The organism is Brevibacterium pigmentatum, from assembly GCF_011617465.1.
Classification (GTDB): domain Bacteria; phylum Actinomycetota; class Actinomycetes; order Actinomycetales; family Brevibacteriaceae; genus Brevibacterium; species Brevibacterium pigmentatum.
The window spans coordinates 426,140-445,378 of the sequence record NZ_CP050153.1 but is presented as its reverse complement, the minus strand read 5'-3'; the positions used below and the strand labels follow the sequence as shown (position 1 = coordinate 445,378).

The 19,239-nt window shown below is 66.0% G+C and carries 15 protein-coding genes and 1 riboswitch; of the genes, 5 read left to right on the top strand and 10 right to left on the bottom strand.

Annotated elements, in window-relative coordinates:
* Positions 1–179: 179 nt before the first annotated feature.
* From GUY30_RS01945 to GUY30_RS01905, 9 genes are all read right to left on the bottom strand, one after another.
* On the bottom strand, positions 180–1,649 hold the full coding sequence (locus GUY30_RS01945) for an L-serine ammonia-lyase (protein WP_167193662.1): 1,470 nt from the start codon (positions 1,647–1,649) through the stop codon (positions 180–182).
* 231 nt (positions 1,650–1,880) lie between these two features.
* Entirely contained in the window at positions 1,881–2,279 is a 399-nt protein-coding gene (gene gcvH / locus GUY30_RS01940) for a glycine cleavage system protein GcvH (protein WP_167193660.1), read from the bottom strand.
* A 113-nt stretch (positions 2,280–2,392) separates the two neighbouring features.
* A complete protein-coding gene (locus GUY30_RS01935; RefSeq protein WP_167193658.1) occupies positions 2,393–3,655 on the bottom strand; it encodes a glycine cleavage system aminomethyltransferase GcvT in 1,263 nt (420 codons plus the stop codon).
* Positions 3,655–6,588 (bottom strand): aminomethyl-transferring glycine dehydrogenase, encoded by a 2,934-nt coding sequence (gene gcvP / locus GUY30_RS01930; RefSeq protein WP_167193656.1) that lies wholly within the window; start codon positions 6,586–6,588, stop codon positions 3,655–3,657. Before gcvP ends, GUY30_RS01935 begins: the two co-directional genes overlap by 1 nt.
* Before the next feature lie 161 nt (positions 6,589–6,749).
* Positions 6,750–6,844, bottom strand: a riboswitch (glycine riboswitch).
* A gap of 318 nt (positions 6,845–7,162) precedes the next feature.
* A complete protein-coding gene (locus GUY30_RS01925; RefSeq protein WP_167193654.1) occupies positions 7,163–8,452 on the bottom strand; it encodes an MFS transporter in 1,290 nt (429 codons plus the stop codon).
* Positions 8,453–8,528: 76 nt separating this feature from the next.
* Positions 8,529–9,611, bottom strand: coding sequence for a phosphotransferase family protein (locus tag GUY30_RS01920; protein WP_167193652.1), 1,083 nt, complete (start codon positions 9,609–9,611; stop codon positions 8,529–8,531).
* Positions 9,608–10,867, bottom strand: a complete 1,260-nt coding sequence (locus GUY30_RS01915) for an acyl-CoA dehydrogenase family protein (RefSeq protein ID WP_167193650.1) — start codon at positions 10,865–10,867, stop codon at positions 9,608–9,610. Before GUY30_RS01915 ends, GUY30_RS01920 begins: the two co-directional genes overlap by 4 nt.
* Positions 10,864–11,643: an SDR family oxidoreductase gene (locus tag GUY30_RS01910; RefSeq protein WP_167193648.1), complete on the bottom strand. Its 780-nt coding sequence runs from the start codon at positions 11,641–11,643 to the stop codon at positions 10,864–10,866. Before GUY30_RS01910 ends, GUY30_RS01915 begins: the two co-directional genes overlap by 4 nt.
* Positions 11,640–13,364 carry a class I adenylate-forming enzyme family protein gene (locus GUY30_RS01905; protein WP_167193646.1) on the bottom strand — a complete coding sequence of 575 codons (1,725 nt, stop codon included), beginning with the start codon at positions 13,362–13,364 and terminating at the stop codon, positions 11,640–11,642. Before GUY30_RS01905 ends, GUY30_RS01910 begins: the two co-directional genes overlap by 4 nt.
* 211 nt (positions 13,365–13,575) lie before the next feature.
* Between GUY30_RS01905 and GUY30_RS01900 the strand changes: the two genes are divergently transcribed.
* On the top strand, positions 13,576–14,190 hold the full coding sequence (locus GUY30_RS01900) for a TetR/AcrR family transcriptional regulator (RefSeq protein ID WP_167193644.1): 615 nt from the start codon (positions 13,576–13,578) through the stop codon (positions 14,188–14,190).
* Between the two features lie 250 nt (positions 14,191–14,440).
* Here the strand turns inward: GUY30_RS01900 and GUY30_RS01895 are convergent, their stop codons facing one another.
* Complete coding sequence (locus tag GUY30_RS01895) at positions 14,441–15,259, bottom strand: SDR family oxidoreductase (protein ID WP_052239641.1); 819 nt, start codon at positions 15,257–15,259, stop codon at positions 14,441–14,443.
* A gap of 171 nt (positions 15,260–15,430) precedes the next feature.
* Here GUY30_RS01895 and GUY30_RS01890 point away from each other — a divergent pair, with 171 nt between their 5' ends.
* The 4 genes from GUY30_RS01890 to fabG all read left to right on the top strand — a co-directional run bounded on the left by GUY30_RS01890 (position 15,431) and on the right by fabG (position 19,087).
* Entirely contained in the window at positions 15,431–15,949 is a 519-nt protein-coding gene (locus tag GUY30_RS01890; RefSeq protein ID WP_167193642.1) for a DUF1990 domain-containing protein, read from the top strand.
* Between the two features lie 5 nt (positions 15,950–15,954).
* The gene (locus GUY30_RS01885) at positions 15,955–16,794 is read left to right on the top strand and encodes a phosphotransferase family protein (RefSeq protein WP_228281598.1); all 840 of its coding nucleotides are present in this window, start codon (positions 15,955–15,957) and stop codon (positions 16,792–16,794) included.
* 225 nt (positions 16,795–17,019) lie between these two features.
* Positions 17,020–18,183, top strand: a complete 1,164-nt coding sequence (locus GUY30_RS01880) for an acyl-CoA dehydrogenase family protein (RefSeq protein ID WP_167193638.1) — start codon at positions 17,020–17,022, stop codon at positions 18,181–18,183.
* A 94-nt stretch (positions 18,184–18,277) separates the two neighbouring features.
* The gene (fabG, locus tag GUY30_RS01875; protein WP_167193636.1) at positions 18,278–19,087 is read left to right on the top strand and encodes a 3-oxoacyl-ACP reductase FabG; all 810 of its coding nucleotides are present in this window, start codon (positions 18,278–18,280) and stop codon (positions 19,085–19,087) included.
* Positions 19,088–19,239: the final 152 nt, after the last annotated feature.

The following is a 19,239-nucleotide window of genomic DNA, read 5'->3' as shown; positions in this document are numbered from 1 at the left end:
TTATCGTTTCGTTACATTTGGATGCATTTGGAACACGTGTTCCACATGTTCCATGTCACTTCGGTCGAATTGGGACAGCAAGGATGCCTGCTGTTCTATTGGGGCTGCTGAGGCTCTGTGAGCGGCTTCGCGGCGGTTCGGGGCCGCGCCCTCCGCCCTCAGCACTCAGCACTCAGCACTCAGCACTCGACTACGTTGACGGCGAGGCCGCCCATCGCTGTCTCCTTGTACTTCGAGGACATGTCCGCCCCGGTCTGGCGCATCGTCTCGATCACTTCGTCGAGGCTGACCCGGTGCTGGCCATCGCCCCACAGTGCCATGCGGGAGGCGTTGATGGCCTTGCCGGCGGCGATCGCGTTGCGTTCGATGCACGGCACCTGCACGAGCCCGGAGATCGGATCGCAGGTCAGGCCCAGGTTGTGCTCCATCGCGATCTCGGCGGCGTTCTCCACCTGCTCGGGCGTCCCGCCCATGACTGCGGCCAGTCCCCCGGCCGCCATCGACGAGGCGGATCCGACCTCACCCTGACAGCCCACCTCGGCGCCGGAGATCGACGCTCGCTCCTTGTACAGGACTCCGATGGCCGCCGCGGTGAGCAGGAAGTCGACGATCGCCCGATGCTTCGCGGACTCGCCGCCCTCCATCACCGCGGGAACATAGTTGAGCGCATAGTGCAGCACGGCGGGGATGATGCCGGCCGCCCCGTTGGTGGGTGCGGTGACGACGCGGCCGCCCGATGCGTTCTCCTCATTCACGGCCATCGCGATGAGGTTGACCCACTCGAGGTAGTAGCCGGGATCCCGGCCGGGGTCCTCTGCCTTGAGCTTGAGATACCAGTCGTGGGCGCGGCGACGGACCTTGAGCCCTCCGGGCAGGTAGCCCGAGCGGTCCAGGGACGCCGAAGCGCATTCCTCCATCACCGAATAGATGTGCAGCAGGCCGTGCAGGATCTCGTCTTCCTCACGCATCGACAGTTCGTTGGCGTGCATGATCTCGGCGATCGACAGGTCGTTCTCGCGGCAGCACTCAAGCAGCTCGACTCCGGAGTGGAAGGGATAGGGCAGCTCTTCGTCATAGGACTCGAGCTCGGCGTCGACGACGGAGTCCGCGACAGCGAACTCGGCATCGCCGTCTCCCGCGTCCGCCGCGGCGGTCTTCTCCTTGTCGAGGAACTCGGTCTCCGAGGTCACGAATCCGCCGCCCACGGAGTAGTAGGTCTCCTCAGCGAGGGTCTCCCCCGCGGCGTCGTAGGCGGTTACGGTCATGGCGTTCGTGTGGCGCGGCAAGACGGTCAGGGGGCGTTTGACCATGTCATCCTCGGTGAACTTGAGTTCGACGCCATCGCCGGTCGAGTCGCCGAGGATGATCGTCCCGGTCTCGGACATCCGTGTCCGCCGGGCGGTGAGTTCGTTGGCTTCGATGAGGTCGGGGCGGCAGCCTTCGAGGCCGATGAGGATGGCGTCGAAGGTTCCGTGACCGGCTCCGGTGGCGGCCAGGGAACCGAATACGTCGACGCGCAGATCCGCCACGGAGCTAAGCGAATCGCTAAGGAGGTCGATGAAGCTCGCGCCGGCACGCATTGGTCCGACGGTGTGGGAGCTCGACGGTCCGATGCCGACCGTGAAGAGGTCGAAGACACTCAATGGCATGGCAATCACTTCGTTTCTGATGAGATGACGACGGGGCCGACCGAACAGCCGTGCACTCACGTGCAGGGCGAGTCGGTGCCGACAATGCGTCGGCACCGACCTCGACCGACCCCGCTTCAGGGTTTGCATCCTCCGCCCGGAGGATCCGCCTCGAAAGGCTGTCCCGTCAGGCAGCCCCGCAGGGCCGCCTCGGCGGGACGGGTGAGACTCATGCGAGCCTCACAACGAGTCTCAGAGGGAGTTCGCCTCGGCGTAGCCGGCGGCGTCCATGACTTCGCCGACCTCGGTCACGGCGACCTCGAACAGCCAGCCCTCACCGTAGGGGTCGGAGTTGAGCAGTCCGGGTGAGTCCACGGCCGCCTCGTTGATGGTGACGACCTCGCCGGTCACCGGGGTGTAGAGGTCGGACACGGACTTCGTGGATTCGACCTCGCCGCAGGTCTCACCTGCGGTGATCGTGTCGCCGACCTCGGGCAGGTCGACGTAGACGACCTCGCCGAGGGCATCGGCGGCAACGGCGGTGATGCCGACCTTGACGGTCTTGCCGACGAGCTCATCGGCAGCGCCGTCGACCCATTCGTGTTCGGCGGAGTAGGTGAAGTTCTGCGGGAGCGGGGGCAGCTGTGCCATGTGTCTTCCTTACTGCGACCGCCGCCGGAAGCGGCGATCACGACGTTGTTGTGCCAGGTGAGACCAGTGTACGAGTCACCGGCCCCACCTGGGATGAATTGTGGGTGAGAGCTTCAGTCGGCCTGGCGCTTGTAGAACGGCAGCTGCGTGACGGTGAAGTCGTGCGCCTTGCCGCGGATGTCCACTGTCACGGCGGTGCCCACCTCGGCGCGGTCCCGGTCGATGTAGGCCATGGCGATCGGGTGGCCGAGCGTCGGTGAGGGCTGGCCGGAGGTGACGGTGCCGACCTCGGCGCCGTCAATGGACACGACGGCTCCGGATCGAGCGGCGCGGCGTCCTTCCGAACTCAGGCCGACGAGAACGCGCGGGGGTTCGGTCTCTCCCAGCTTCGCGAGGGCTTCGCGGGCGAAGAAGACGTCCTTCGTGTTGAACCCGATCATCCGGCCCAGTCCCGCATCGAACGGGGTGGTGTTCTCATCGAGTTCGTTGCCGTAGAGCGGCATTCCCGCTTCGAGGCGCAGCGAATCGCGTGCGGCCAGCCCGCAGGGCACGAGCCCGTAGTCCGCCCCCGAGGTCACGAGTGTGTTCCACAGGCGGGTGGCGCCGATGTTCGGGGTGTAGAGCTCGAACCCGTCCTCACCGGTGTAGCCGGTGCGAGCGAGCATGAGGTCGATCCCGGCGATCGTCAGCGGCATCCACGCGTAGTACCCCAGTTCGCGCACCGCCTGACCGATGGTGATGGTGTCATTCCCCGCCGAGGTGGCTCCCCCGTTGGCATCGTCGGTGACCTGTTCCTTCGCCTGGTCGCCGGCGCCGGTGCGGGGTCCGAATTCGCCGTGGCCGGATTCGTCGAGGGCGCGCAGGATGATCGCCTCCGAGTTCGGTCCCTGCACGGCGATGAGTGCGGTGGCATCGGATTCGTCGGTCAGGTGCACATCGGAGCCGGGTGCCACGGCCTGCAGGAAGTGCTGCAGACGCTCGGTCAGCGCCGTAACCACGGCAGCCGTGTTCGAGGCATTGGGGACGATGAAGAACTCTTCGTCGCCGATGCGGTAGGTGATCAGGTCATCGAGGAGTCCGCCGGCCTCGTTGACGATGACACCGTACTTGGCTTTGCCGATCTTCATCGTCGAGTACTTCGCGACGAGCGCGTAGTCGAGGAAGGCGGCGGCATCGGCTCCGCTGATGCGCACCTCACCCATATGGGAGAGGTCGAACAGGCCTGCGGCCTCGCGCACGGCACGGTGTTCGGCGAGCTCCGAACCGTACTTCAGCGGCATGTCCCAGCCGCCGAAGTCGGTGAAGGATGCGCCGAGGTCAGCGTGGACGCTGTGCAGCGGAGTCTCTTTGGGGGCGTTGGCAGTCTGATCAGTCATCAGTTGTCCTCTTCCTCGAACTCTTCGAAGGCCTCTGGCGGCGGGCAGGAGCACACCAGGTTGCGGTCGCCGTAGGCTCCGTCGATACGGCTGACCGGCGGGAAGTACTTCGTCAGGCGCAGGCTCGGAACCGGGAACACGGCGGTCTCACGCGAGTATTTGGCATCCCAGTCGTCCATCACCACGGTCGCCGGGTGCGGAGCGAGTGCCAGCGGCGACTCTTCGTAGGAGTACGCCTTGCCGATCTCGTCGATCTCGGCACGGATAGTGCGCATGGCCTCGATGAAGCGGTCGAGCTCTTCCTTGTCCTCGGACTCGGTCGGTTCGACCATGAGGGTGCCGGGGACCGGGAAGGCCAGCGTCGGGGCGTGGAAGCCGAAGTCGACGAGGCGCTTGCAGACATCCTCGGCGGTGACTCCCGTGGCCGCGGTGATGGCGCGGAGGTCGAGGATCGTCTCGTGTCCGACAAGTCCATTCTCACCCGAGTAGAGGATCGGGTAGACGTCGCCGAGCTTCTTCGCCAGGTAGTTCGCACCCAGCAGCGCAGCCCGTGAGGCTTCGCGCAGCCCCTCGGAGCCCATGAGTTCGAGGTAGGCGAAGCTGATCGGCAGGACTCCGGCGGAGCCGAACATCGAGGCCGAGATCGGCAGTTCCTTGGCCTCCGGGTCACCGGCGACGAGCAGCGGATCGGTGGCGTCACCCGGCAGGTAGGGCGCGAGGTGTTCGCGCACTGCGACGGGTCCGACGCCCGGACCGCCGCCTCCGTGAGGGATGCAGAAAGTCTTGTGCAGGTTGAGGTGGGAGACGTCGCCGCCGAATTCGCCGGGCTTGGCGAGGCCGACCATGGCGTTGAGGTTCGCACCGTCGACATAGACCTGGCCGCCGGCGGCGTGGACCTTGTCGCAGACCTCGCGGATCTGCGGTTCGAACACGCCGTGGGTCGACGGGTAGGTGATCATGATGCCGGCGATCTTGCCTTCGTGCTTGGTGATCTTCGCATCGAGGTCGTCCATGTCCACGGATCCGTCATCGGCGGTGCCGACGACCTGGACCTGGAGTCCGGCGAGCACCGCGGAGGCGGCGTTCGTGCCGTGCGCGGACTGCGGGATGAGCACGACGGTGCGGGCGTCGTCGCCGCCCGCCACATGGTAGGCGCGGATGGCGAGCAGTCCTGCGAGCTCACCCTGGGAACCGGCGTTGGGCTGCAGGGACACGCGGTCGTAGCCGGTGACCTCGACGAGCGAGTCCTCGAGGCGGCCGATGAGTGCGCGCCAGCCTTCGGTCTGCTCGGCCGGGGCGAAGGGGTGGATGGAGGCGAATTCCGGCCAGGTGATGGGTTCCATCTCGGCGGCGGCGTTGAGCTTCATCGTGCACGAACCCAGCGGAATCATCGTCCGATCCAGCGCGAGGTCCCGATCGGCCAGGGTGCGCAGGTAGCGCATCATCGAGGTCTCGGAGCCGTGGGCGCTGAAGACGGGGTGGGTGAGGAATTCGGTGTCCCGGTGGAACTTCGCGTCGAACGCGGGTTCCGGCACGGCGTTGGCTCCGAAGGTCCCCGCCGAGGCGGCTTCGAATTCGTCCGCGTCGACCCGGGCATAGATGCCGAGGGCTTCGAGCAGACCGTTGGCATCGGCAACGGTGTGGGGCTCGCCGAAGGAGACGCCGACGGTCGAGTCGTCGATGACACGGATGTTGAATCCGGCCTGGTCGGCGACGTAGCGGGCGGCCTCGGAATCGGCGACGCGCAGCGCCACGGTGTCGAAGAATTCCCAGGTGACCACCTCGGCGCCGGGGGCGGTGTCCGCCGCCTTCGCGAAGGCCTGAGCGAGCCGGTGGACGCGGGAGGCGATGCGGGTCAGGCCGACCGGGCCGTGGTAGACGGCGTACATGGAGGCGACGTTGGCGAGCAGTGCCTGCGCGGTGCAAATGTTCGATGTCGCCTTCTGGCGGCGGATGTGCTGTTCGCGGGTCTGCAGGGCCAGGCGGTAGCCGGGCTTGCCCTGGGCGTCCTTCGACACTCCGACGAGGCGGCCGGGCAGCTGGCGCTGGAGTCCGGACTTCACAGCCATGAAGCCGGCGTGGGGGCCGCCGAAGAACAGGGGCACACCGAAGCGCTGGGCCGAGCCGACGGCGATGTCCGCACCCTGCGAGGCGCAGTCCTTGAGCAGGGTCAGTGCGAGCAGATCGGCATCGAAGGTCACGAGTGCGCCGCGGTCATGCGCGCCGTCGACGGCTTCGGTGAAGTCGCGGATGGCGCCGGTGGTGCCGGGCTGGGCGCAGACGATGCCGAAGATGTCTTCGCCGACGAGGCCTTCGGCGAGGTCGGCGACGGCGACGCGGAAGTCCATGGCCTTGGCGCGGGCACGGACGACGGCGATGGTCTGCGGGTGGAGTTCGGAGTCGAGGACGACAGTTGTCCCCTTCTTCACGGCGCGACGCATCAGCAGGACCGCCTCGGCGACGGCGGTGGCCTCATCGAGGAGGGAGGCGTTGGCGATGTCGAGGCCGGTGAGGTCCTGGACGACCTGCTGGAAGTTCAGCAACGCTTCGAGGCGGCCCTGGGAGATCTCGGGCTGGTACGGCGTGTAGGCGGTGTACCAGGCGGGGTTCTCGACCAGGTTGCGGCGGATGACTGCCGGGGTGATCGTGTCGTAGTAGCCCTGACCGATGAGCTGGGTGCGCATGACGTTCTGACCGGCGAGCTCGCGCAGGTCGTTGAGAACGTCGAACTCGGAGCGGCCTGCGGGCAGGTTGAGCTCTTCGTTCTGGATGGATTCGGGGACGGCGGCGCTCGAGAGTGCTTCGAGGGAGTCATAGCCGAGTTCGGCGAGCATGGCCTGGGCGTCATCGGCGCGGGGGCCGATGTGGCGGTCGGAGAAGGGGCGTGCGGTGTCCCCTGTTGCCTGCGTCGTATGGGCGAGTGAACTGGTCAATTGCCGTCCTAGGGTCGGTGTCGCGCCCACCGATAGGAGGACGCAGCGATCACTGAGTGTCCTCCCCGATCTGTCGGAGCTGCGGCCTGCCCTGCCTCCGTTTCGTGCGCTCTTCGGCGCGGAATCGGCTGCAGTCGGGACTCGCTGTCCTTCAGATATGCCTGCAATCGGTGGTACTGGGCCTGAGAGTTTCCCGGGGAGGGAATTGCACCTACGGCGCTGCTCGGAATCCCGGCAGCTCTCCCACGTCTTGTCTTAGCGGCGTATGAAGTTGTGTGCAGTACCGTGTGGAACTGCGCCTCCGATTCTAGTGAATGAAATCACCCCCGACAAACCCCGGGTTCAGGCGCAGGCCGGCGGCTCGGCAGCACACTCTGTGCCCCTTCCGAGGCGAACGGTCGCCCTGCCGAGGCGCACGGTTCCCCTGCCAGTAGCGTCGGTGCGCCACTGTCAGTGCCTTCGGTGGGCGAAATGGTCACGCAGCTGCGCGCAGAACGTGACCATTTCTCCCACCCAATCGGGCTTCCGCTCAAGAAATCCTCGCCAAGGCGGCTCTTCCGTCCCGCCGCGATGTTCAGATCGCGTTGAGGTCCTTGCCCTTGGTCTCGGGCAGCTTAACCACGGCGACGATCGTCGCCAGGCAGAGCAGAACCACCCAGCCGCTGGAGAGCCAGCTGAGGTCGAGCGAGTTGAACAGTCCGTTGAGGTACGGCGCCGTTCCACCGAACACGGCCACGGAGACCGAGTAGGCGAACCCGATTCCCTGCGTGCGAACCTTCGTCGGGAATGCCTCGGACAGGACTGCAGACAGCAGCGCACCGGCCATCGAGACGACGAGCAGAGCCAGCGTCGACGCGACGAAGAGCGTCCACCCGGTGTCCGTGATCATGCCCATGAGCGGATACTGCAGGATGGCCATGAGGACACCGAAGCCGATGAGCACCGGCCGACGACCGATCCGGTCAGAGAGGATTCCCCAGAACGGCAATGACGCGAGAGCGATGATCTGCGCACCGACAGTCGCCCAGTAGGCGGTCTGCGCATCCATGCCACGCTCGGTGATCGCCAAGGTCGACGCGTACGACGTCCACGTGTAGTGAGCTGCGGTGATCCCCGAGGTCATGAGCACGACGAGGATGATCGCGCGAACCACACGCCCACGATCCAGCGGAGTCGGAGCGACGACTTCCTCAGCTTCGTCGGCTTCGAAGACATCGCTTTCAACCATTCCGCGGCGCATCCACAGTGCGACGAGCGCCAGCAGACCACCGAGAGCGAACGGAATCCTCCACGCCCAATCACTGACCGCGGCTTCAGAGAAGACATTCGTGATCACTCCGCCGATGGTGTAGGCGACGACCGAGCCGCCGAAGATCGCGACGAAGACGATGCTGCCCCAGAATCCGCGCTTATGGGCCGGGGCGATCTCGGCGATGTAGGAGTTCGCAGTCGCCGACTCTCCGCCGTGAGCGAAGCCCTGGGCAACCCGGATGACGAGCAGAATGAGGGAAGCGAAGACGCCGATCTGTCCGTAGGTGGGCAGGACGGCGATGAGGAACGATCCGCCGGCCATGATGAGCATCGTGACGATGAGGACGAACTTCCGACCCTTCACATCGGCGATCTTGCCGAACACGATGCCGCCGAGCGGCCGCATGAGGAATCCGACGGCGAAGACGCCGAGGGTCGCGAGGACGGAGGAGACCGGGTCCTCACTGTTGAACATAGCGGCCGCGATGAACGGAGTGAACACCGCGTAGGCGCTCCATTCGTACCATTCGAGGATGTTGCCGATGGTGCTGGCGACGACGGAGCGTCGTTTCAGCTGCAAAGGCACCTTTGTCTCTGCGATCGTATCGGTCATGGCTTCCTTTCCACTGCTTCTTTGGAGGTGGTGGTGCTCTGATTCTCTGAGATGGTGCAGGTGCGGCCGCCCGCCCTCAGACGACGGTGGCGGCGATGGTCTCGGCTGCTGCGATGAGTTCGGGGACTCCGGTCTCGAGGCTGCCGGTGAAGTCACCGGCAGCCGGCGCTTCACCGTTGAGCCACCTCGTATAGATGGCTTCGCTGAAGATCGCCGCCTTCCATAGCGCGAAGGCCTCGTACCAGGGCAGGTCGGACAGATCGAGGCCCGTCTTCTCCTGGTAGCGAGCAGCTAGTTCGGCGCGGGTAAGGAATCCTTCGCCTGCCGTGACCGGAGTGAGGTCCATGACCGTGCGCGGATGCTCGTTGTCCGTGTAGGTGACGAGGAAGTAGCCGAGGTCGGCGAGCGGATCGCCGAGCGTCGACATCTCCCAGTCGAGGATCGCAGCGACCTCGACCGGCGAAGACGATGCGATCATTGCGTTTCCAGCACGGTAGTCACCATGGACGACCGTATGACGCTGAGTGGTCGGAATGCTCGCAGCCAACCACTCGCCGAGGCGGTTCACCTCAGGCAGGTCTCGCTGAGTGTTCTTCTCCCACAGTGATGCGAACAGCTTCACCTGCCGCTCCATGTACCCGTCCGGACGGCCGAGTGCGGCCACCTCGGGGACGGTGACATCGACCGAATGAAGGTCGACGAGGCGATCGACGAGGGCTTCGCTCAGTGCGCGACGGTCGGCCGCCTCGGCGAGGAAGTCCGGCAGGGTATCGGTGACGACGGTGCCGGGGACGAAGTCCATGACGTAGAACGGCACGCCGAGCACGGATTCGTCCTCGCACACGTGGAGGATATTCGGCACGGCCACGCCCTGTGAACCGAGCACCGTCTGGATCTTCGCTTCCCGGACCATGTCGTGGGTCGACTTCGGGATCGGGGGACGGGGTCCGCGGCGGAGCACAACGTCGAGTTCATCGCGGCGGATGCGGAACGTCACGTTCGACTGGCCTTCGCCGATGCGGTCCCAGCGGATCGGTCCCGTTCCGAGACCGTGGGCGTCGAGGTAGTCGGTGAGGACGTCGACGATGAGCAGCGGCGGTGCTAACAGGGCGCGCGCCTCGGCGGCGGTGTCGACGACGTCGACGAGCTTCTCGGTCATCGTGCCTCCCCGACGTTGTCGAGGCGGGGCGCACCTGCGGCGACTTCCTTGCGGCGCTTCGACGAGGCGCGGCGGGAGATCGCGAACTTGTGCGTCTCGGTGGCGCCGTCGTAGATGCGGAACGGGCGGACGTCGTTGAGGTACTGGATCAGCGGCAGCTGGTCGGAGACTCCGTCGCCGCCGGTGATCTGGATGGCGCGGTCGATGACGCGGTAGACGGCTTCGGAGCAGTAGACCTTCGCGATGGAGGACCGCGAGTTCGCTTCCTTCGCGTCGGTGGCGAGCACCTCGGAGGTCTTCGTGATCATCGCGTCGGAGGTCTCGATGTCGATGACCGACTGCGCGATGAGCTCCTGAGCGAGGCCCTGACGTGCCAAGATGTCGCCGAACGCCTCACGGTGTTCGGCGCGGTCGAGTGCCGTGTCGAGTGCGCGGCGGGCCAGTCCCAGCCACCGCATGCAGTGCGTGAGGCGGGCGGGTGCCAGGCGCACCTGAGCGTAGGCGAATCCCTTACCGGGTTCACCGAGGATCGCCGAGGCGGGGACGCGGACGTCGTCGAAGTGGACGTAGGGGTGGCCGCCGGCGATGGTGCGATCGACCGTGTGGATCGACCGGCCGACGCTGACGCCGGGGGTGTCCTTGGGCACGAGGAACATCGTGGCTGCCTGCCCCTTGCGGGCCTGAGCTGAACCGGAGCCGTCGCCGGCGTCGGCGGAGTCCTCGGCATCGGTGGCAGCCATGACGATGAAAAAGGTGCACAGTTCAGCACCGGAGATGAAGCGCTTGTCGCCGGTGATGACCCAGTCGTCGCCGTCCTTGACCGCGCGGGTGGCGAGCGCCGACGGGTCGGAACCGGTGCCCGGGTGGGGTTCGGTCATGGCGAACGATGAGCGGGCATCGCCGGCGGCCAGCGGAGCGAGGAACTGCTCTTTCTGCTCCTTCGTGGCGATCTGCTCGAGCATGTGCATATTGCCCTCGTCGGGGGCCATGCAGTTGAGTACAGCGGGTCCGATCGGCGAGTAGCCGGCCTCCTGGAAAATCGGGGACCAGAATTCGATCGGCACGCCCTGTCCACCCCATTCGGTGGGCACGTGAGGGGCGAAGACGCCGGCTTCCTCGGCCTTGGCCTTGAGATCGGCGAGGACCGCCTCGTCGAGGTAGTCACCCGGGTGAGGTTCGGCGGGGATGACGACCTCGCGGATGAAGGTGCGTGTGCGCTGGCGCAGCTCCTCGACCTCTGCGGGAATCCGGCTCATGCTGTGCCTCCTGCTGTGATGAGTCCGCCATCGGCGGTGAGAATCTGGGCGGTGATCCAGTCCGAGTCGGACGAGGTCAGGTATGCCGCGGCTGCGCCGATGTCCTCCGGCGCGCCGAGGCGGCCGGCCGGGTAGGCTGCGGTGACTTCTTCTTCCTTGCCTTCGTAGAGGGCGGTGGCGAAACGGGTCTTGACGACGGCCGGAGCGATGCCGTTGACACGGATTTCGGGTCCGAGTTCGACAGCGAGGGTCTTCACGAGGTGGGACACGGCAGCCTTCGAGACTCCGTACATGCCGATGCCTTCGCTGGGGTTTTGTCCGGCAACCGACGAGATCGAGAGGATCCGGCCCTTGTTCTCACGGAAGCGCAGCCCCTCATGGTTGACCGCGCCCTGAATCCAGGCCAGGGTGCCGAGCACGTTGACCTCGAGGATCTTGCGCGCGGCGTCGAGGTCGATGTCGACGGTTTCGCCGTAGACGGGGTTGATGCCGACGTTCGTGACGAGCACGTCGAGGCGACCGAACTTCTCAGCGATCGTGTCGAAGACCTCGGCGCGGTGAGCCGGGTCATCGGCTTTGCCGGCGATGCCGATGGCGGTGCTGTCGGGGAATTCGGCGACGGTCTCGGCCAGTGGTTCGGGCTTGCGGGCGGTGAGGACGACGGTTGCGCCTTCGGCCTGCAGCCGCTGGGCGATGCCGAGTCCGATGCCGCGGCTCGATCCCGTGACGAGGGCGACCTGCCCTTCGAATCGGCGTCCGATCGTTGATTCGCTCATTGCTTCTCCTGTGTTGCGGGCTTGTCCTTGCCGGAATCGCGGAGCATCCTCCGCTGGATCTTTCCGGTGTGCGTCTTGGGCAGATCGCTCATCACATGGACGATGCGCGGGTACTTGTACGCCGCAAGTCGTCCCTTCGTGAAGGCGATGAGTTCCTCGGGGGCGGCGTCCTGACCGGCGCGAAGCGAGACGTAGGCGACGACGGTCTCGCCGCGGTAGTCGTCGGGCTGGCCGACGACGGCAGCTTCGAGAACGGCCGGATGTTCATAGAGGACGTCCTCGACCTCGCGCGGCCATACCTTGTAGCCGGAGGCGTTGATCTGGTCCTTGATCCTGTCGACGAGGTAGATCCAGCCGGCGTCGTCCATGACTCCGACGTCGCCCGTGCGCAGCCAGCCGTGGTCGAAGGCCGCCTCGTCGGCTTCGGGTTTGCCGAGGTAACCGGGCGTGATCTGGGGTCCGCGCAGTTCGAGTTCGCCGGAGGTGGTGTCGGTGATGACGGTGCCTTCGGCGACGTCGACGATGCGGGCTTCGAGTCCGGGGAATGGCACGCCGATGGCCAGGGTATCGGTGGCCGGGTCGACGGGTGCCTCGGTGCCGGGCGGGACTCCGATGACCGCCGAGGCGGTTTCGGTCATTCCGTAGATGTTGTGGATGTAATGGCCGAACCGCTTCCGGAAGCGCTCGACCGTGGCCGGCGGCACGGGGGCTCCACCGGAGTAGAGGTAGCGGATGCTCTGCAGGTCCTCAGCTGTGGCCGATTCGTGTTCGAGCAGGGCGTTGTAGACGGTGATCGAGCCGATGGTCACGGTGACCTTGTCATCACGGATGGCGGTGACGATCTTGTCCGCGTTGACGCGGCCGATGAAGTCAAGCGTGATCGGGAAGATCAGCGAGGTCGCCGCGCAGGCGACGGCTCCGGTGATGTGGAAGAGCGGGGCGATGGCGAGCATGACGTCACCTTCGCCGAGGCTCATCCACGCTCCGTACGACCGGGCCACGGCCAACACGTTGCGGTGGGTGCCGATAGCGCCCTTGGCGGGGCCGGTCGTGCCCGAGGTGTAGGTAAGCAGTGCAGCGTCGTCGAGGCCGGGCAGCAGTTCGGTCCGGCGGGCGGGAGCTTCGGCTCGGTGCGCGGCGAGGAAGGATGCCCAGGCGTCGACGGCGATGCCGGAATCGGCGGGGGCCGCCTCGGCGGGGGTGGTGTCGACGGTCGCGAGGGTCGGGTCGGTGGCGTATTCGTCGTCGTTCGCCGTCAGCACCCAAGTCACCGATCCGCCGGCGAGCGTCTCCTGGACCTGAGCGAAGTCGCTTTCGTCGCAGATGATCGCCGAGGCGGCCGAATCGTCGATCAGCGCGCGCAGTTCTCGGCCGCGGTACATGGGGTTGAGGACGAGTGGGACGACGCCGATCTTCCAAGCGGCCAGCAGTGCGACGGCGAATTGCGGGACGTTTTGGAGATAGACGCCGATGACGCTCGACTTCGTGAGTCCGCGTTCGAGGAATCCGGTGGCGAGCGCCTCGGCTTCGCGGTCGATGGCGGTCGTCGTGTAGGTGGTGCCGCGGTAGGTGACGGCCGTCTGGTCGGGGTGGGCATCGACGCGGGCATTCCACGCATGAGCGGCGGATTCGTCGTGGATCTCCGGATCCGCGCCGACTCCGGCGGGGTAGAGCCGCGTCCACACGTGCTGCGGGGTGGTGGAAGTGGTGTCGGCTGCCATCTGACTGTCGCCCTTCATGATGTCGTGACAGGAACGTCTTCATCCCGCCCGACCGAGCGCTCGCTCGGTTAATTCTGTATCGTAGGTCACACGATGGTCGGACGCAAGGGAAAACAGACAGAGGCCTCGGGAGCTGAATAGAGCCGCCCGGCAGGAATGGTCGTAGATTAGAGATGACAGGACAGTGAGACAGATCAGGCAGGGACAACCCGTGAGCAACGCACCCACGATCGAATGGCGGGACTACGACGCGCCCCTGCTGTCGCCGATCCTCCAGGCCGCCCTCGACAACTTCGTCAAGGGCGGATTCCATGGCACGAGCATCCGCCAGCTCGCCGGAGCAGCCGGACTGTCAGTGCCTGGCCTCTACCATCACTTTGCCTCGAAGCATGCGATCCTCGCCGAGATCGACAACCTGGCCATGGAAGATCTGTGGCAGCGCAGCGTCGCGGCTCTGGACGATGGCGACCAGGCCCCCCTGGCGCGATTCGACCGACTCATCGAGTGTCTGCTGCTCTTCCACGCTCACCAATCCGACCTCGCCTTCATCGCGTTCAGCGAGATCCGCAGCCTGCAGGGCCAACACCGAGAAGCCCATATCGCCGCACGTGACCGGCAGCAGAAACTCCTCGACGAGGTGGTCGAGCAGTGCGTTGCCGACGGCAGCTTCAGCACTGAGTTCCCACGGGATGCCTCGCGGGCGATTACGACGATCTGCACGGGCGTCTCGCAGTGGTACCGCTCCGACGGTGAACTCACCCCGGCCGATCTGGCCGAACGCTATGGCGTCATCTGCGCCCACGCCGCCGGTCTGCCGGTGAAATAGAGCCGGCGCCTCCAGCACGTTGCCCGGATTGGATTGTTGGGTCGATCCACGGTGGTTTCCGCGCCGAGAACACCGTGGATCGACCCAACAATGCGCCGCAGAATACCGCTGCCCCCTCAGCCGTCGGCTGCCAACACCAGGGAGGAGTCCGACCCTCCTGCGTTGATAGTGGCGAAAGGTCTGAATTCCATCAAGAATTCAGACCTTTCGCCACTACCAACTCGCAGCCAGAGCCGCCAGATACTCAGCCTCAGGCGCTGCCGCCGGCGGTGACGACTCCCCCATCGGCGGTGAGCACCTGGGCCGTGATCCAATCCGCGTCGTCGGAAGCAAGGTAGGCGACCGCGCCGGCGATGTCCTCGGGAGTGCCGAGGCGCTTGACCGGATACGCGGAGGCGACCTGTTCCTCTCGGCCTTCGTAGAGCGCAGTCGCAAACTTCGTCTTCACCACGGCCGGGGCGACGGCGTTGACGCGGATATCGGGGCCGAGTTCGACGGCGAGCGTCTTCGTCAGGTGCGAGACCGCCGCCTTCGAGATCCCGTAGAAGCCGATGCCCTCGCTCGGGACCTGCCCGGCGACCGAGGACAGTGTCACGACGCGGCCTTTGTTCTCGCGGAACTTCAGCCCCTCGTGGTGAACGGCGTCCTGCACCCAGGCGAGGGTGCCGAGGACGTTGACGTCGAAGATCTTTCGCGCAGCGTCGAGCTCGATATCGACGAGCGGGCCGTAGACGGGGTTGATTCCCGCATTCGCCACGAGCACGTCGAGACGGCCGAACTTCTGCGCGATCGTGTCGAACACCTCTGCTCGGTGCGCCGGGTCATCGGCCTTGCCGGCGATGGCCAGCGCCGTGCCTTCGGGGAACGTTGCGACGGCTTCGTTGAGCGCTTCGGGCTTGCGTGCCGTGAGGACGACGGTGGCCCCCTCGGCGTTGAGCCGCCGAGCGACGCCGAGTCCGATGCCGCGGCTGGCACCGGTGATGACGGCGACCTGTCCTTCGAAGCGGCGACCGGATTTCGGACCCGCCGAGGCGGCCGTGGGCTGAGCGGCTGAGGTGCTGTCTGACATAAATGAACTCCAGTGTCCGTTCGATGGCATGAGCGATCGGCATCGCCTCACGACGCCGACGTGTAGCGAGCGTTCGTTCAGCTAACCATTTTCATCCTAGGCCTGACCAGGGGCGATGACAAGGGTCGATCGGGCGCGAAGAATGACCGCGATCCGGGTGCGAATGGGGGAATGAATCACCTCGAGCACCACCGCGATCTGGGGCCTGCCGATCTCTTCCCCGCCACCCGAGAGGCGATCTTCACCTGGCAGCTGCAGGAGCTCGCGGGCGTCGCGGTCCGACCCGGACGTCGTGTGGCCGAAGGGCAGGTCGTCGACCTGCGACTCAACCCCTTATGGCCGACCTCGCCGAGGCGGCTGCGCGGTCGGGATCTGCTCGTGACGGTCGGGTCGTGCATCGTCTCCGAGGTCATCGACGAGGCGAACCGCGCCGGATTCACCTATCGCACCTTGCCCGGTCACCTGGAGAACGGGGAGGAGACCTTCCTCGTGTCCACGGACTCCGAGGGCCGCCTCGTTGCCTCGATCACCGCGGATTCTGTACCGGGTCATCCGCCGCTCAAGGCGGCCGGCCCGATCACGACCGCCGCGCAGATGATGATGGCCAAACGCTATACATCCGGGCTCAAGAAGCTGCTCGCCCGGTGCGCGGGCATTCCGCACGCACCGGCTGCTGAACCGCGGCGATGATGCGCGTGCCGACATCACAGGAACGAGCCCGTCGATCGGCGTCGACGCTTCTGGGCCGGGATCTCGAGCTGCTCGAGGTCTTCACTGCGGGCCAGCACGCCTTCACCCTTCTGGCTTCCGATGGTGCTTCCGAAGTCGTCGTTCGAACATTTCCCTCGGGAGACGATGCCGTGGCCAGAGAGCTCGCCGCGCTCGAACGAATCACCGCGCTCGGGCCGATGGTCCCTCACCTCGTCGCCGGCAGCGCGGATACCGAAGAACCGCTCATCATCACGACCAGGGTCGCCGGTTCGACGCCCGATCCCCACGCTGATCTCGTTGCCGTGGCGCAGCAGATGGCTGCGGCACTGTTCTCCATCCATGGACTCGACGGCACCGGACTGCCTCTGGCACCGCTGGCACCGCACACCGGGGAATCGGCGATCGCCCACCGTGCGCAACAGGGGTTCGACCGGCTCGACCTCCGCGATCGAGTGCTCTCCCACGGGGATTTCTGGACCGGCAACGCCCTGTGGGTTCGCGACGAGGCCACCGGGGCGCCTCGCCTCACGGGGGTCGTCGACTGGTCGGGAGCCAAGCACGCTCCGCGGGGCTTCGATCTCGCCTGGTGCAGGCAGGACCTCGTCCTGTTGGGCTCCCGCGCTGCCGCCGCATCGTTCCTCGCCGAGTACGAGGCCCGGCTCGGTGCAGCGATCTCCGACATCAATGACTGGGATGTGCAGACGGCGGCGAGCGCGGCCGATCGTGTCGAGACCTGGCTGCCGAACTATCACGGCATCGGACTCACTGAGATGACGGCCGAGCTGCTGCGCAGCCGCCTCGACGAGTGGAACGCGTCTCTCTGAGAACCACAGAGTCAGCACCCCACAGTCCCACCGCCTCACCACTCCCCAGCCCCACCGCCACTCACACCGATAATAATTACCTATCACGGCATTAATGCCTCTCGTTTATTCATCAATTCGATATATGATGGCCCCAGTCGCACAATGACACTGCTGCACCTCTGCGCCACTGAACCGCCGTCCGCAGGATGCCACCGTCCGGACACACACAAAGGAGAGTGACCCATGGACAACTCAGAACTCGACGACATCCTCACCGCCGTCCGCGAATTCGTCCGCGAGAAGGTCGTCCCCCTCGAAACCCAGGTCGAGGACAAAGACGCCTTCCCCGAAGCCATCATCAAGGAATCGGCCGAGATGGGACTCTTCGGCTGGGCCCTGCCCGAGCAATACGGCGGCCTCGGCCTCAACGCCGAACAGGACGCACTCCTGGCCATGGAGCTCGGCTACACAACACCGTCGTTCCGCTCGCTGTTCGGCACGAACAACGGCATCGCCGGACAGGTGCTCGTCAACTACGGCACCGACGACCAGAAGTCCGAATGGCTGCCACGTCTGGCATCCGGCGACGTCGTCGCCTCCTTTGCGCTGACCGAATCCGAGGCCGGATCCGATCCATCGGGCCTGCGCACGAAGGCCGTGCGCGACGGCGATGACTACATCATCAACGGCTCCAAGCGGTTCATCACCAACGCCGAGGCCTCCGACGTCCTCATGGTCTTCGCCCGCACCGACCCGAACGCCACCGGGTCGAAGGGCATCTCAGTCTTCCTCGTGCCCACGAAGTCCGAGGGCGTGACCGTCGGACCGCACGACCACAAGATGGGCCAGGCCGGCGCATGGACCTCGGAGATCTTCTTCGACGACGTCCGCGTGCCCGCCGCCAACCTCATCGGCGGCGAGGAGGAGAAGGGCTTCTACGCGGCAATGGCCTCGCTGAACAAGGGACGCCTGCACATCGCGGCGATCTGCGTCGGCCAGTCGATCCGCATCCTCGACGAGTCGGTGCGCTTCGCCGCCGACGCGAAACAGGGCGGCGAGCCGATCGCCCGCTTCCAACTCGTCCAGGCGATGCTCGCCGATATCTACACCGAGGTGGCCGCCGCCAAAGCGCTCGTCCTCTCCGCCGCGCAGCGCTGGGACGCTGAGACCGACCGCAAGCTCGGCCCCTCCTCGGCGAAGCTCTTCGCCTCCGAAGCGCTGGCCCGCATCGCTGACAAGGGCGTGCAGATCCAGGGCGGCATGGGCTACATGCGCGAATCCGCGGTCGAACGCTTCTACCGTCACGCCCGCCTCTTCCGCATCTACGAAGGCACCTCCGAAGTCCAGCGCGTCGTCGTCGCCAAACAGCTGCTCAAGGGCGCGCACAAGCCCCAGTTCAACCTCTGAGTTCGGCACCAGTATTCTGCACGCATAAGCGCAACGGCGGGCCGCCTCGGCGAGGTCCGGCTCCGCTTGGTCACACCCCAACGAAAGGCATCACATGACTGAATCCACGACCGCGAACACCGGCATCACCGTCACCGAAACCGGCGGAGTCACCGCGATTCCCGGCCTGCTGGCCGGGAAGGTCGCCGTCGTCACCGGCGGCGGGCAGGGACTGGGCCTGGCGATGGCGCGCAGCCTCGTCGACTCCGGAGCCAAGGTCGTCGTCGCCGATATAACCGAGGAGAGACTGCAGTCGGCCGTGGCCGAGCTCGGCGGCGAAGACATCGCAGCCGGTGTCGTGTGCAACGTCTCCGACCTCGCAGCCGTCGAGAAGCTCGCCGAGGAGGCCGCCAAGGCGTTCGGCGGTGTCGACATCTGGGTCAACAACGCCGGCATCACCCGTGATGCGACGATCCGGAAGATGACCGAGCAGCAGTTCGACGATGTCATCTCCGTGCACCTGCGGGGCACGTGGAACGGGCTCAAGGTCGCCACCGCACTCATGCGCGAACAGGACCGCGGCGGCTCGATCATCAACGTGTCCTCGATCAGCGGCAAGGTCGGCAATCCCGGACAGTCGAACTACTCCGCGGCGAAGGCGGGCATCGTCGGCATGACGAAGGCCGTGTCGAAGGAGGTCGCGTTCAAGAACATCCGCATCAACGCGATCCAGCCCGGCTTCATCAACACGGCGATGACCGCAGCCATGCCGCAGCACGCGATCGATTCGAAGCTCGCCGACATCCCGCTCGGCCGGGCAGGCGAACCTGAAGAGGTCGCCTCGGTTGTGCTCTTCCTCGCCTCGGGGCTCTCGAGCTACCTCACCGGCACCGTCACCGAGATCTCCGGCGGCCGCCACATCTGAGTCGGCTATTCGCCTCGCCGAGGCGGCCCGACGTCTGCGTCGAACCTCGCCAAGGCGAAAGGACATCCGTTCCGGTGCCTCGCCGAGGATGAGCAGCGTTCACAACGGCCCGACATCCCTGCGGGGACGTCGGGCCGTCGTCGTTCGGTGGG